The following is a 12,902-nucleotide window of genomic DNA, read 5'->3' as shown; positions in this document are numbered from 1 at the left end:
CGGCCCGGACCCGTCAGCCCAGCAGCGCGTCGACGAAGGCCGCCGGCTCGAAGGGCGCCAGATCGTCTGGCCCCTCGCCCAGGCCCACCAGCTTGACCGGCACCCCCAGCTCCTGCTGCACCCGGAAAACGATGCCGCCTTTGGCGGTCCCGTCCAGTTTGGTCAGCACCACCCCGGTGATGTCGACGACGTCAGCGAACACCCTGGCCTGCGCCAGTCCGTTCTGCCCGATGGTGGCGTCCAGCACCAGCAGCACCTCATCGACGGATGCCCGGCGGCTCACGATGCGCTTGACCTTGCCGAGTTCGTCCATCAAGCCCGTCTTGGTGTGCAGCCGGCCGGCGGTGTCGATGACCACCACGTCGGCGCCGGCCGCAACGCCCTTGTCGACGGCGTCGAATGCGACCGAGGCCGGGTCGGCTCCCTCGGCGCCGCGCACCACCTCGGCGCCCACCCGCGCCGCCCAGGCCTGCAGTTGGTCGGCGGCCGCGGCCCGGAACGTGTCGGCCGCGCCCAGCACCACCCGCCGGCCGTCTGCCACCAGCACCCGGGCCAGCTTGCCGACGGTGGTGGTCTTGCCGGTGCCGTTGACCCCTACCACCAGCAGCACCGATGGATGCTCGTCGTGCGGCAACGCGCGGATGGCGCGGTCCAGGCCGGGCTGCAACTCGCCGATCAGTACGTCGCGCAGCACCGCGCGGGCGTCGGATTCGGTGCGCACCTGCCCACCTGCCAGCCGTTCACGCAGCTGGGCGACCACCGATTCGGTGACGGTGGGGCCCAGATCGGCCACCAGCAAGGTGTCCTCGACGTCCTGCCAGGAGTCCTCATCGAGGTCTCCCCCGCCGAGCAACCCGAGCACGCTGCGCCCCAACGCGTTCTGCGACTTGGCCAACCGGCCGCGCAGGCGCTGCATCCGGCCGTCCACCGGCTCGATGCTTTCGCCGGTCGCCGGCGGTGCTTGGGGCTCGGGCGGCGCCTCGAGGGGCGCTTCGGGTAGATCAACGTCGGTGATGCTGCGTCTGGGCGCGTCTCGCGGAACGGTCGCGTCGTCTCCGATGACCGGGGCCGGGGGCTCCTGTGCCGGCTCCGTCCGGCTGAACGTGATATCTGAGGAAGCAGCGTACCCACCCGAGCGGTCCAGGGGCTCGCGCTGCGGCGCGGACAGGCTGATGCGCCGACGGCGCTGGCGCACCAGACCCAGGATCAGTGCGGTGATGACGACTAGGGCGGCGACGACGCCGACGATGATCCACAGACTTTGAGACGACACGCCCGCCATTGTGGCAGCAGCTGCCAGGGCGGGTTCACGACCGGTTCGAGACCAGTTCCTCGCCGCGGATGCGCTGGGAGATCACCGCGGTGATCCCGTCGCCCTGCATGGTCACCCCGTACAGCGCGTCAGCGATCTCCATCGTCGGCTTCTGGTGAGTGATGACGATCAGCTGCGAGCGGGCCCGCAGCATCTCGAACAAGGCCAGCAGACGGCGCAGGTTGGTGTCGTCGAGCGCAGCCTCGACCTCGTCCATGATGTAGAACGGCGACGGGCGGGCCCGGAAGATCGCCACCAGCATCGCGATGGCGGTCAGCGACTTCTCCCCGCCGGACAGCAGCGACAGCCGCTTGACCTTCTTGCCGGGCGGGCGAGCCTCGACGTCGACGCCGGTGGTCAGCATGTCGCCGGGATCGGTCAGCAGCAGCCGGCCCTCCCCACCGGGGAACAGCGCAGCGAACACCTCGGTGAATTCGCGCTCCACGTCGACGTAAGCGTCGGTGAACACCTGCAGAATGCGGGCGTCGACGTCGGACACCACGTCGAGCAGGTCCTTGCGGGCCGCCTTGACGTCCTCGAGTTGGGTGGACAAGAAGTTGTAGCGTTCTTCGAGCGCCGCGAACTCCTCGAGTGCGAGCGGGTTGACCCGGCCCAGTTCGCCCAGCTCGCGTTCGGCGCGCTTGGCCCGGCGTTCCTGGGTGGGCCGGTCGAAAGGCATCGGGGCGGGCGCGGTCACCTGCTCGCCGCGTTCGCGGGCCTGCTCGAATTCGGCGAGCTCCAACTCGGTCGGCGGCAGCGGAACATCCGGACCGTATTCGGCGATCAGGTCCGCTGAGCTCATGCCGAACTGTTCGAGCACGGTCTGCTCGAGTTGCTCGATGCGCAGGGCGGCCTGGGCCTTGGCGACTTCGTCGCGGTGCAGCGACTCGGTGAGCGCGGTGATGCGGGTGCTCAGCGAGTTCACCTCGTCGCGGACGGCGACCATCGCGGCGGCCTGCTGCTGGCGTTCGCCGGTCAGCCCGTCCCGGATCCGTGATGCCGCCGCCACCACCTGTTGCAGGCGCCGGGCCAACGCACTCCCGGCGTCGGCCACCGCGGCCGCCGTGGTCGCGGCGAGCGCCCGGGCGGCGCGAGCCTGCTCGGCACGCACCCGCGACTCGCGTTCGGCCGCGGCCGCCCGGCGCAGGGAATCCGCCTTGCCCCGAACGGCATTGGCACGTTCTTCGGCGGTGCGCACCGCCAGCCGTGCCTCCACCTCGACACTGCGCGCCGCCTCGGCGGCGGCCGCGATCTGCTGCCGGTCCACCGGTTGCACGGTGGCGGACGGCGAATCCTGTTCCGCGTTGCGCAGCCGGGTCTCCAGAGCGCCGAGTTCGGTGACGGTCTGCGCCCGGCCGGTCTCCAACTCTTCGCGTTCACGCAGCCGGCGGCGCCACTCGGTGTCGGCGGCGCGGGCCTCCTGCCCGAGCCGGCCCAGCTGCTCGTGGATCGCGGCGATAGCGGCATCGGATTCGTTGAGTGCGGCCAGCGCCTGCTCGGTGGCGTTCTGACGGGCGGTCTGCTCGGTCAGCGCGCCGGACAGGGCCGCACTGAGTTGTCCGACCTGTGTTTCGGCGCCGGCCAGCTCGGCGCGGGCCTTGTCGATCTCGCTGTTGATCTCCAGGGTGGATGGCTTGCGGTCCGAGCCGCCACTGACCCAGCCGGCGCCGACCAGGTCGCCCTCGACCGTCACCGCACGCACTCCCGGGTGGGCAGCCACCAAGTCCAGCGCCGCGGGGAGGTCGCCGACCACCACCACCGCGGACAGCATGGCCGTCATCGCGCCCCGCAACCGATCGGGGGCGTCGATCAGGTCCAGCGCCCACTGCGCCCCGTCGGGCAGGGCGGTCTGTTGCAAGGGCATCTGCAGCGGCCAGTCCCCCAGCACGATCGCGGCCCGCCCGCCGTCGGCGCTCTTCAGCGCGTTGAGCGCCGCGCGGGCCGCACCGGCGGTCTCCGCGGCCAGCGCGTCGGCGGCCGACCCGAGCACCGCGGCCAGCGCCGCCTCGTACCCCGAGCGCACCTTGACCAGCTTGGCAATCGACCCGAAAAGCCCAGAGTCACTGTGGTTCTCGGCCAGCCAAGCGGCGCCATCGCGACGTTCCAGCCCCATCGACAGGGCGTCGATGCGGGCACGCAAGGAGGCCACCTGGCGTTCGGCGCCGCGCTCGGCGGCCTGCAGCTCGGCGACTCGCTCGTCGGCCAGCCGCAAGGTCGCCACCGTCCGCTCGTGCTGCTCGTCGAGACCGACCTCGCCCTGATCGAGCTCGCCCACCCGGCCCTGCACCGTTTCGAACTCCGCCCGTGCGGCCTGGGTGCGCGCGGCCGCTTCCTCGATGCGAGCCGACAGCTGCGCCACGTGGGCGTCGATCGACTCGACACGCGCCCGAATCGTCTCCACCTGGCCGGTCAGCCGGGCCAGTCCCTCGCGGCGGTCCGCTTCGGCACGCACCGCGGCCAGGTGCGCCTTCTCCGCCTCAGCGCTGCGGCGGTCGCGTTCGGCCAACTCGGCGCGGGCGGCCTCAAGCCGGGTGCCGGCCTCGGTCAGTGCGGCCAGCAGCTGCTGCTCGGCGGCGGCCACCTGCTCGGCCTCGGCCTCCAACGCGTCGGGGTCGACGCCGCCGGAGGTGATCGGCTCCTCGTCGAGGTGGTGGGCGCGTTCGCTGGCGATGCGCACCGTGGCGCTCACCCGCTCGGCCAGCGCCGACAGCGAAAACCAGGTCTGCTGTGCGGCTTCGGCGCGTTGTGTCAAGGTGGCGACCGCGGACTCGTGGGTGGTCAGCTCGTCGGCGGCCACCGTGAGCCGCTCGGTGATCAGGTCGTGTTCACGGCGCAGCGTCGCCTCGGCATCGGTGGTTCCGGCGAACTCCGTCTGCCGGTTGACCAGGTCGTCGGCAGTCAGCCGCAGCCGGGCGTCCCGCAGGTCGGCCTGGATGGTGGCGGCGCGGCGCGCGACTTCGGCCTGCCGGCCGAGCGGTTTGAGCTGGCGGCGCAGTTCGGTGGTCAGGTCGGTCAACCGGGCCAGGTTGGCCGACATCGCGTCGAGTTTGCGGACCGCCTTTTCCTTGCGTTTGCGGTGCTTGAGCACACCGGCGGCCTCTTCGATGAACGCCCGGCGGTCTTCGGGCCGCGACTCCAGGATCTGCGACAGCCGGCCCTGGCCGACGATGACGTGCATCTCACGGCCGATGCCGGAGTCGCTCAGCAGCTCCTGGACGTCCATCAACCGGCAGCTGGCACCGTTGATCTCGTATTCGCTTGCCCCGTCACGGAACATCCGCCGGGTGATCGACACCTCGGCGTACTCGATCGGCAGGGCGTTGTCGGAGTTGTCGATGGTGACGGTGACCTCGGCGCGGCCCAACGGGGCGCGCGAGGACGTGCCGGCGAAGATGACGTCCTCCATCTTGCCGCCACGCAACGTCTTGGCGCCCTGCTCGCCCATCACCCAGGCCAGCGCGTCGACGACGTTGGATTTCCCGGAGCCGTTGGGTCCGACCACGCACGTGATGCCGGGCTCGAAGCGCAGAGTCGTCGGCGAGGCGAAGGACTTGAAGCCCTTCAGCGTCAGACTCTTGAGGTGCACGGGGTGTGAGACTACCGGTCTAACGTTCGCTGAATCCGTCGATCGGCTCCCCGGCGGGCGCCCAATCGGTGACGACGGTGTCCACCCGGCCCGGCGTGGAGCCGCCCTGCAGCAGGTCCAGCAGTCGTTGACAGTCCGGGCGGGTCCCCCGGGCGACGATTTGCACCCGGCCGCCGGGGCGGTTGGCGGCGTACCCCGTCAGCCCCAACTCCAGAGCCCGCGACCGGGTCCACCACCGAAAGCCCACGCCCTGGACGTGCCCATGCACCCAGGCGGTGAGCCGAACGTCAGGCCCGGTCACCATCGGTGATCTCGAAGCGCACCTCGGTGCCGGACTTGAGCGTGCGCCCGACCGTGCAGACCTGGTCGACGGCGCGGCGCACAACGGTCAGCAACCGCTGCTTCTCGGCTTCGTCCAGGGCCGACAGGTCCAACTCCAGGGTCTCTTCCAACAGCGGATAGCGTTCCTGCTCACGGTCGGCGGCACCGGAGACCTCGATGGTGGCCGGATAGTCGTCGCCGAGCCGGCGGGCCAGCGGGGCATCGCTGGACATCCCACTGCAGGCGGCCAGCGCGATCTTCAGCAGTTCTCCGGGGGTGAAAACGCCGTCGACGTCTTCGCTGCCGACCAGCACCTGCGCGCCCCGGGAACTGTGCCCGGTGTAGCGCCGGGTTCCGGTTCGTTCCACCCACAATTTCGTCATGGGGACATTTTTACCGCGAACCCGGCGCTTCACCACGCCGGCGGCCGATCAAGACGCCGCGACGCGCTTTTTGCCGTATTGGCGTTCCATCATGGCCGTGTCGCCGTACACCTGGACCCGCACCGTTTTGCCATTGCGGACGGTGTAAACCTCGGCGCTGTGGGCCCGTTCACCGCCGAAGCTGCCCTCGCTGAGGACCACGACGGTGTCGCCGTCGGCCAGGAAACGCTGCGGAGCGATGCTCGGCGACTTCGCAGTCAGCGCCACCAGGAACTCACCGAGTTCCTTCTTGCCCCGATGGATTCCGCTGACCGCGCTGTCACCGGGTTGCACCCATTCGATGTCGTCGTCGAAGAGTGCCATCAGGGTGTCGGTATCGCCGTCGGCGAACGCTTGGTAACCGCTCCGGACCAGCTCGATATTCTGTTCAGACATTTTTCGATTCCCTTCGTCGGTGTTCTGTTGTGCCCGTTACATCCCGGGCTTGATGACCAATTGCGACACGACAGTCGCCTCCTTGGAACAGCGGTGGTTCAGATTCGGAAACCACCTGCGAGCGCATCCCAAGGCAAGCATTTCGAGCAACCGATTACCTCATCCGTTCGGATGAAGTCCGAGTACGCTTTTGCTGTCAAGAAGACAGCGGTCTTCCCAGCGCTTCGCAACCGGGAGATGCGGATGTGTGGGATGTGCAGGCCTATCTGCGAATTCAGGGTCGACGATGAGCGCGGTCGATGAATTCTCACAATTGATCTCTGGTATTTACTCCGCCGTTCTGGCTCCGGAGCAATGGAATACCACCATGGCCGCGATCGCCCACGCCTTCGACGCGCATACCGCTTCGCTGGTGTTCTCGGAGAGCGGCTCGCGCACCCTCATGCACGCTCAGATGCCTCCGGCAGCGGCGCAGGCTTACGCAGCGCACTATCAACAACTGGATCACGTGCTCTGCGCAGTCGAAACGGGCCCGGTGGGGACGGTGCGGACCGGTGCCGAGCTGATGTGGCCCTACCAACATTGCGAATTTCAGATCGATTGGGCACGCCCGAATGGGCTGCACGACGGGTTATTCATGCGTCTCACCGCCGGGCCGGCGGTGACCAGTCTTGCCGTCGCGGACGTGAGGCAATCGGATCGGTTCGACAGTCCCGAGCGCATCGCACTGATCGACCGTCTCCGCCCCCATCTGCAGCAGGCGCTGCGTATGCAAGGCCGTCTCGACGAACTCGATCACCGCTGCGCTGACCTCACGCAGGCCAGTGAGGCGGTGAGCCACGGAATTGTCATCCTCGAAAGACGCCGGTCGGTGTACATCAACGGTGCCGCCGAGCAAATTCTCCGCTCAGATGACGGTTTGCAGATCGACAATGGCCACCTCAAGGCCGAGGCTCGATGCGCCGACGCGCGGTTGGAGAGCAGCATCGCCCGGGCATCCGACCTGAACGGCCCCGACATCTGGGGCGGGTCATTCCTCTGCGCGCGGCCCTCCGGGCGCCGCCCTTACGTGCTTCATGTGCTGCCGCTAGAACCGAATTCGGTTGCGGCGCCGCAGAACGGGCGGGCGATGGTCATCATTGTCGACCCCGAGCGACAGCCCGAACCTCCCGCTACGCTCCTGCGGCACCTGTATGATCTGACGAAAGGCGAAGCGCAGGTTGCTCTGCTCGTGATGCGGGGAGCAGGTTTGACTCCGATCGCAGAGGAGTTGTCAGTGTCACTGACCACGGTGAAGACCCACCTCCAGCATGTTTTCGACAAAACCGGCGTACATCGCCAAGCCGAACTCGTTCGCCTGCTGCTCACACTCGACCCGTTGCAGCGGTGAAGGGGCACCCGGTGCAGGTTGCAGTTCCGCTGTTTCCCCGATTCACCGCACTGGATGCGATCGGACCGTACGAGGTGCTGCAGCGGATCCCCGACATCGAGGTGGTTTTCGTCGGGCAGCGGCGCGGTGAGGTGCGCAGCGACAACGGGATGCTCGGGCTGCTCTGTGACGCGCGGCTCGACGAGGTGACCCACCCGGAGGTCGTCGTGGTCCCCGGCGGTATCGGGACACGGACGTTGCTCGACGACGCAGAGCTGCTCGACTGGTTGCGCGGCGCCCACACCCAGACCCGCTTGACCACCTCGGTATGCACCGGCTCGCTGCTGCTGGCCGCGGCGGGCCTGTTGGACGGGTTGACCGCGACCACGCACTGGGGGGCCGTCGACATGTTGGAGCACCTGGGGGCTCGCTACGTGGAACAGCGGGTGGTCGAGCACCTGCCGCAGCGGATCGTCACCTCCGCGGGGGTCTCCAGTGGCATCGACATGGCGCTGCGGCTCGTCGAACTGCTGGTGGACGCCGAGGCGGCCCGGGCCGTGCAGCTGATGATCGAGTACGACCCGCAGCCGCCGTTTGATTGCGGGTCGCTGGCCAAGGCCGGTGAGGCCGTCCGCAGCCACGCCGCGCAGCTGCGGCGCTGACACCGGCATACTGACCTGCCATGGCCACCGTCGTCGCATTCCATGCCCATCCGGACGACGAGGCGGTGCTGACCGGGGGAACCCTGGCACGCGCGGCAGCCGACGGGCATCGAGTGGTCGTGGTGGTGGCGACCGACGGACGCGTGAGCAACGACGACGACGGTGACGCACGGCTCGGCGAATTGCGTTCGAGCGCGGGGATTCTCGGTGTGCATCGGGTGGAATGCCTCGGCTATGCCGACAGCGGCTTCGGGGCGGAGTTCTATCCCGACCCGCCGGGCCGGGTCAGATTCGCCCGCGCCGACACCGAGGAGGCGGCGCAGCGGCTGGCCGCCATCCTGCGCGATGAGGGCGCGGACCTGCTGTTGAGCTACCAGTCCAACGGCGGCTACGGCCATCGTGACCACGTGCAGGTCCATCATGTCGGCAAGCGGGCCGCCGAACTCGCCGCGACACCGCGTGTGCTGGAGGCCACGATGCCCCGGGAGTTACTGGTACGGGTCGCCAATACCGCTGGGCTGCTGCGTCTTCCGGCGCCGTACCCGCACGATGTAGTACGCACCGCGTACGCACCTGGTTCGACGATCACCCACCGGATCAACGTGTTTCGGTTCGCGCGGCAGAAGCGCGACGCTTTCGCCGCGCACCGTTCGCAGATCGCCAACAATGCGGCGGCGGCACGCCTGTTCGCGGTGTTGTTGCGCCTTCCACCGCAGGTGGCCGGGCTGCTATTCGGCCGGGAGTGGTTCGTGGACCCGACGTTGCCGCCGGGTCGGGTACACCGCGATATCTTCGAGTAACCCTGTCAGCGCTGGCACTTCGGACAGTAATACGACGAGCGGTTCATGAACTTCGCCCGGCGGATGGCGGTGCCGCAGCGCCGGCACGGCTCGTCTTCACGGCCGTAGGCGTCCAGTGACCGGCTGAAGTAGCCGGACTCTCCGTTGACGTTGACGTAGAGCGAATCGAACGAGGTTCCGCCGGCGGCCAGCGCGTCACGCATCACCGCCCCGGCAGCCTCCAGCAGCGCGCGTAACCGCGGCCGGGACAGCGTGTCGGCCATCCGGGTGCCGCGAATCCCGGCACGCCACAATGCTTCGTCGGCGTAGATGTTGCCGATCCCGGACACCACCGTCTGGTCGAGGAGTTGGCGTTTGATCTCGGAGTGCTTGCGCCGCAGCACGTTCACCACCGATTCGGCGTCGAAGCGCGGGTCCAGCGGGTCGCGGGCCAGATGCGCCACCGGCACCGGGACCACGCTGCCGTCCACCTCGATCAGGTCGGTGAGCTGCCAGCCGCCGAACGTCCGCTGGTCGACGAAGCTGACCTTCGTGCCATCATCGAGCACCGCGGCGATCCGCAGGTGTTTGGTGTCGGGCAACTCCCCCAGCAGCATCTGCCCACTCATCCCCAGGTGCACCACCAGCGCCTCGTCCGTACTCAACAGCAGCCACAGATACTTGCCGCGCCGGCCGGTGCCGGTGATCCGGGCCTCGAGCAGCCGGCCCGTCAGATCGGCGGGCCCGGCCTCGTGCCGGCGCACCGCACGAGGGTGATGGACCCGCACTCCGGTGATGGTGCGGCTCACCAGGTGGGTGTTCAGGCCGCGGCGGACCACCTCGACCTCGGGGAGCTCCGGCATGGCTTACCCGGAGGCGGCGGCGTCGAGCGCCGTCCAGGCCGCCGCCGCCGCCTTCTGTTCGGCTTCCTTCTTGGACCGGCCGACACCGGACCCGTATTCGGTGTCCGACACGACGACGGTCGCGGTGAACTCCCGGTCGTGGTCCGGCCCGGTCGAGCTGACGTGGTAGCTCGGCACGCCGAGCCCGCGGGCGGCGGTCAGTTCCTGCAGGCTGGTCTTCCAGTCCAGCCCCGCCCCCAGGGTGGCTGCGGTGTCGAGCAGCGGTCCGAACAGCCGCAGGATCACCTCGCGCGCGGTGTCGATGCCGTGTTGCAGGTACACCGCACCCAGTAGCGACTCCATGCCGTCGGCGAGAATGCTGGATTTGTCGGCTCCGCCGGTGGTGACCTCCCCGCGGCCGAGCAGCAGGTGCGCGCCCAGGCCGTCCGCGGTCAGCCCGCGGGCCACGTCGGCCAGCGCGACGGTGTTGACCACGCTGGAGCGCAGTTTGGCCAGGTCGCCTTCGGGCCGGTCCGGGTGCCGGTGGAACAGTTCGTCGGTGATGGTCAGCCCGAGCACTGCGTCGCCGAGGAACTCGAGGCGCTCATTGGTGGGCAGCCCGCCGTTCTCGTAGGCGTAGCTGCGATGAGTGACGGCCAGGGTGAGCAGGTCGTCGGCCATGTCGACCCCGAGTGCGTCGAGCACGGCTTGCCGGGGTCGGCTCACCGGTCACCGTCGTCGCTCGACTTGGTTCCCTGAGGCCCGGGAGGCCCCGCCATCCCGGCGAGCTTGGCCCAGCGCGGATCGATCTTGTCGTGCTGGTGGCCCGGTTCGGCACCGGCCAGCGCCACCCCGCAGTCCGGGCAGAGTCCCGGGCAGTCGGGCTCACACAGCGGAGACAGTGGCAGCGCCAGCCCGACCGCGTCGACGATCGCCTGCTCGAGGTCCACGGCGTCGTCGATGACACGGCCGAGATCGTCGTCGTCGGTGGTCGCGTCGGTGGCGCTGTCCGGGTAGGCGAACAGCTCAGTGAGCTCGACCTCGACGTCGCCGGTCAGCGGTTGCAGGCACCGCACGCATTCCCCCGCGGTGGGCGCCGAGACCACACCGGTCACCAACACACCCTCGGAGACCGACTCCAGCCGCAGATCCAGATCGACCGCGGTGCGCGGCGCAATCGCCACCAGGTCCAGCCCGATGGGAGCCGGACTGGATCGCTGCTCCTGAAGCGAGATCATCGAGCCGGGGCGCCGGCCCAGCCGGGCGACATCGACCACGAATGGCGAAGTCTGCGTCGCCTTCCTGCGTGCGTTCGGGTGCCTCGCCATGCCGCGATTCTACGCAGCGGACGGTGCCGCGTTCGCGGGTCAGCGAGTCGCGTAGTCGTGGGTGCCCGCGGCGGTACGCAGTTGGTGACGACCGCGGTTGATCGAGCGCAGCGTGCCGTTGAGGAAATCCTCGAATTCGGCCAGCTTGGCGTCGACGTAAATGTCGCATTCGCCGCGCATCCGGTCGGCCTCGGCGTGCGCCGAGTCGATCAGCCGGGTGGCTTCGGCCCGCGCCGAGGTCACCACCTCGTTCTGCGACACCAGGCGCTGCTGTTCCTTGATGCCCTCCTGCACCGCCTTCTCGTAGGCGGCGTTGCCGTTCTCGACGAGCCGGTCGCATTCGGCCTGAGCACGGCTGGTGGAGGTCTCGAACTCGCGCTTGGCGGTCGCGGTCACCCGCGCGGCCTCCTCGCGGGCTTCGCCGAGCATCCGCTCGCTGTGCCCGCGCGCCTCGGCAACCATCCGGTCGGCCTGGCCCTTGGCGTCGGCCAGCAGCCGGTCGGCCTCGGCCCGGGCGTGGCTGACCAGCGAGTCGGATTCGGAGGTGGCGGAGCTGACCATGGAGTCCGCGTGCTCCTTGGCCTCATTGAGCACCGAGTCGCGGGCGTCGAGCACATCCTGGGCGTCGTCGAGTTCACCGGGGATCGCATCCCGAATGTCGTCGATCAATTCCAGCACGTCACCGCGGGGCACCACGCAGCCGGCCGTCATCGGCACACCGCGCGCTTCTTCGACAATGGAGCCCAGTTCGTCAAGGGCTTCGAACACTCGGTACACGGCAGCACCCTCCAGGCATCGTTGTTGTTGCTAGTGTGCCCTGTGTTACGCGTGTGACTGCGTTAGCTGCCCGGTGTGTCGGATTTTGGTCCACTTCACCGGTAGCCTGACCCGTTGGTATTCGGATCGGCGAAGGGCGGCCATGGCTATGCATTCCGGGGGGCCCGGGAGGTCGGGGTCGATGTCTCAGGGCGATGCGAAGGAGTCCGGCGGCCAATCGGCCGACATCGGCCGGTTGCTGCTGCGCTGCCCCGACAGTCACGGCATCATCGCCTCGGTCAGCGCCTTTCTGGCCGACGCCGGCGCCAACATCATCTCGCTGGATCAGCACTCGACCGCCCCCGAGGGCGGGACGTTCGTGCAGCGGGCGATCTTTCACCTGCCCGGGCTGCCCGCTGCCATCGACGGGCTCCAACAGCGGTTCGGCGCGACGCTGGCCGAACGGTTCGCGATGGACTACCGGTTCGCCGAGGCCACCAAGCCCAAGCGGGTGGCGATCATGGCCTCCAAGGCCGACCACTGCCTGCTGGATCTGCTGTGGCGCAACCGTCGTGGCGAGCTGGAGATGACCGTGGTGATGGTGATCTCCAATCACCCGGAGCTGGCCGAGCAGGTGCGCCCGTTCGGGGTGCCGTTCTTTCACATCCCCGCCACCCGTGACACCCGCGCCGAGGCCGAACAGCGTCAGTTGCAATTGCTGTGCGGCAACGTCGATCTGGTGGTGCTGGCGCGCTACATGCAGATCATCACCGGCGAGTTCATCGATGCGCTTGCCTGCCCGCTGATCAACATCCACCACTCCTTCCTGCCGGCGTTCATCGGAGCGGCGCCCTATCAGCGGGCGCGGGAACGCGGCGTGAAGCTGATCGGCGCCACCGCGCATTACGTCACCGAGGTGCTCGACGAGGGGCCGATCATCGAGCAGGACGTGGTGCGCGTCGACCACACCCACAGCGTGGTCGATCTGGTGCGGTTGGGCGCCGACGTGGAACGGGCTGTGTTGTCGCGGGCGGTGCAGTGGCACTGCCAGGATCGGGTGATCCGGGTGGACAACGAAACGGTGGTGCTCTAACCGGGGCTCCCTCCGTTGACATCTGTCAAGTACGGT

Annotated in this window: 13 protein-coding genes; 4 read left to right on the top strand and 9 right to left on the bottom strand. The window is 68.7% G+C overall.

The features are described 5' to 3' along the window. Positions 1-13: 13 nt before the first annotated feature. Genes ftsY through ACZYY4_RS13630 form a run of 5 tightly spaced genes read right to left on the bottom strand, consistent with a single transcriptional unit; the run spans position 14 to position 6,037 of the window. A complete protein-coding gene (gene ftsY, locus ACZYY4_RS13650; RefSeq protein WP_463810525.1) occupies positions 14-1,273 on the bottom strand; it encodes a signal recognition particle-docking protein FtsY in 1,260 nt (419 codons plus the stop codon). Positions 1,274-1,307: 34 nt separating this feature from the next. Further along, positions 1,308-4,898: a chromosome segregation protein SMC gene (gene smc, locus ACZYY4_RS13645; RefSeq protein WP_463810524.1), complete on the bottom strand. Its 3,591-nt coding sequence runs from the start codon at positions 4,896-4,898 to the stop codon at positions 1,308-1,310. Between the two features lie 19 nt (positions 4,899-4,917). Then, entirely contained in the window at positions 4,918-5,202 is a 285-nt protein-coding gene (locus ACZYY4_RS13640) for an acylphosphatase (RefSeq protein WP_463810523.1), read from the bottom strand. Next, positions 5,186-5,602 (bottom strand): OsmC family protein, encoded by a 417-nt coding sequence (locus ACZYY4_RS13635; RefSeq protein ID WP_463810522.1) that lies wholly within the window; start codon positions 5,600-5,602, stop codon positions 5,186-5,188. The genes ACZYY4_RS13640 and ACZYY4_RS13635 overlap by 17 nt, the downstream gene beginning before the upstream one ends. Before the next feature lie 48 nt (positions 5,603-5,650). Further along, the gene (locus tag ACZYY4_RS13630) at positions 5,651-6,037 is read right to left on the bottom strand and encodes a nuclear transport factor 2 family protein (protein ID WP_463810521.1); all 387 of its coding nucleotides are present in this window, start codon (positions 6,035-6,037) and stop codon (positions 5,651-5,653) included. Between the two features lie 286 nt (positions 6,038-6,323). On the opposite strand from ACZYY4_RS13630, the gene ACZYY4_RS13625 reads away from it, so the two are divergent. Genes ACZYY4_RS13625 through ACZYY4_RS13615 form a run of 3 tightly spaced genes read left to right on the top strand, consistent with a single transcriptional unit; the run spans position 6,324 to position 8,868 of the window. Then, entirely contained in the window at positions 6,324-7,427 is a 1,104-nt protein-coding gene (locus ACZYY4_RS13625) for a helix-turn-helix transcriptional regulator (protein WP_463810520.1), read from the top strand. Between the two features lie 11 nt (positions 7,428-7,438). After that, positions 7,439-8,068, top strand: coding sequence for a DJ-1/PfpI family protein (locus ACZYY4_RS13620; RefSeq protein ID WP_463810519.1), 630 nt, complete (start codon positions 7,439-7,441; stop codon positions 8,066-8,068). 20 nt (positions 8,069-8,088) lie between these two features. Further along, positions 8,089-8,868, top strand: coding sequence for a PIG-L deacetylase family protein (locus tag ACZYY4_RS13615; RefSeq protein WP_463810518.1), 780 nt, complete (start codon positions 8,089-8,091; stop codon positions 8,866-8,868). Positions 8,869-8,873: 5 nt separating this feature from the next. On the opposite strand, the gene mutM is transcribed toward ACZYY4_RS13615, so the two are convergent. From mutM to sepIVA, 4 genes are read right to left on the bottom strand one after another with little or no spacing between them, the layout of a single operon-like run. Continuing rightward, positions 8,874-9,710 (bottom strand): bifunctional DNA-formamidopyrimidine glycosylase/DNA-(apurinic or apyrimidinic site) lyase, encoded by an 837-nt coding sequence (mutM, locus tag ACZYY4_RS13610; RefSeq protein ID WP_463810517.1) that lies wholly within the window; start codon positions 9,708-9,710, stop codon positions 8,874-8,876. Between the two features lie 3 nt (positions 9,711-9,713). Next, positions 9,714-10,415, bottom strand: coding sequence for a ribonuclease III (rnc, locus tag ACZYY4_RS13605; protein WP_463810516.1), 702 nt, complete (start codon positions 10,413-10,415; stop codon positions 9,714-9,716). Continuing rightward, positions 10,412-11,017, bottom strand: a complete 606-nt coding sequence (locus tag ACZYY4_RS13600; protein ID WP_463810515.1) for a YceD family protein — start codon at positions 11,015-11,017, stop codon at positions 10,412-10,414. The genes rnc and ACZYY4_RS13600 overlap by 4 nt, the downstream gene beginning before the upstream one ends. A gap of 39 nt (positions 11,018-11,056) precedes the next feature. Next, positions 11,057-11,794, bottom strand: coding sequence for a cell division protein SepIVA (gene sepIVA / locus ACZYY4_RS13595; protein WP_463810514.1), 738 nt, complete (start codon positions 11,792-11,794; stop codon positions 11,057-11,059). 181 nt (positions 11,795-11,975) lie between these two features. On the opposite strand from sepIVA, the gene purU reads away from it, so the two are divergent. Continuing rightward, positions 11,976-12,866: a formyltetrahydrofolate deformylase gene (purU, locus tag ACZYY4_RS13590; protein WP_463810513.1), complete on the top strand. Its 891-nt coding sequence runs from the start codon at positions 11,976-11,978 to the stop codon at positions 12,864-12,866. The last annotated feature ends 36 nt before the right edge of the window (positions 12,867-12,902 follow it).

The sequence above is a fragment of the Mycobacterium sp. IDUB_21 genome, from assembly GCF_055419425.1.
This window is presented reverse-complemented; position numbering and strand designations above follow the sequence as displayed.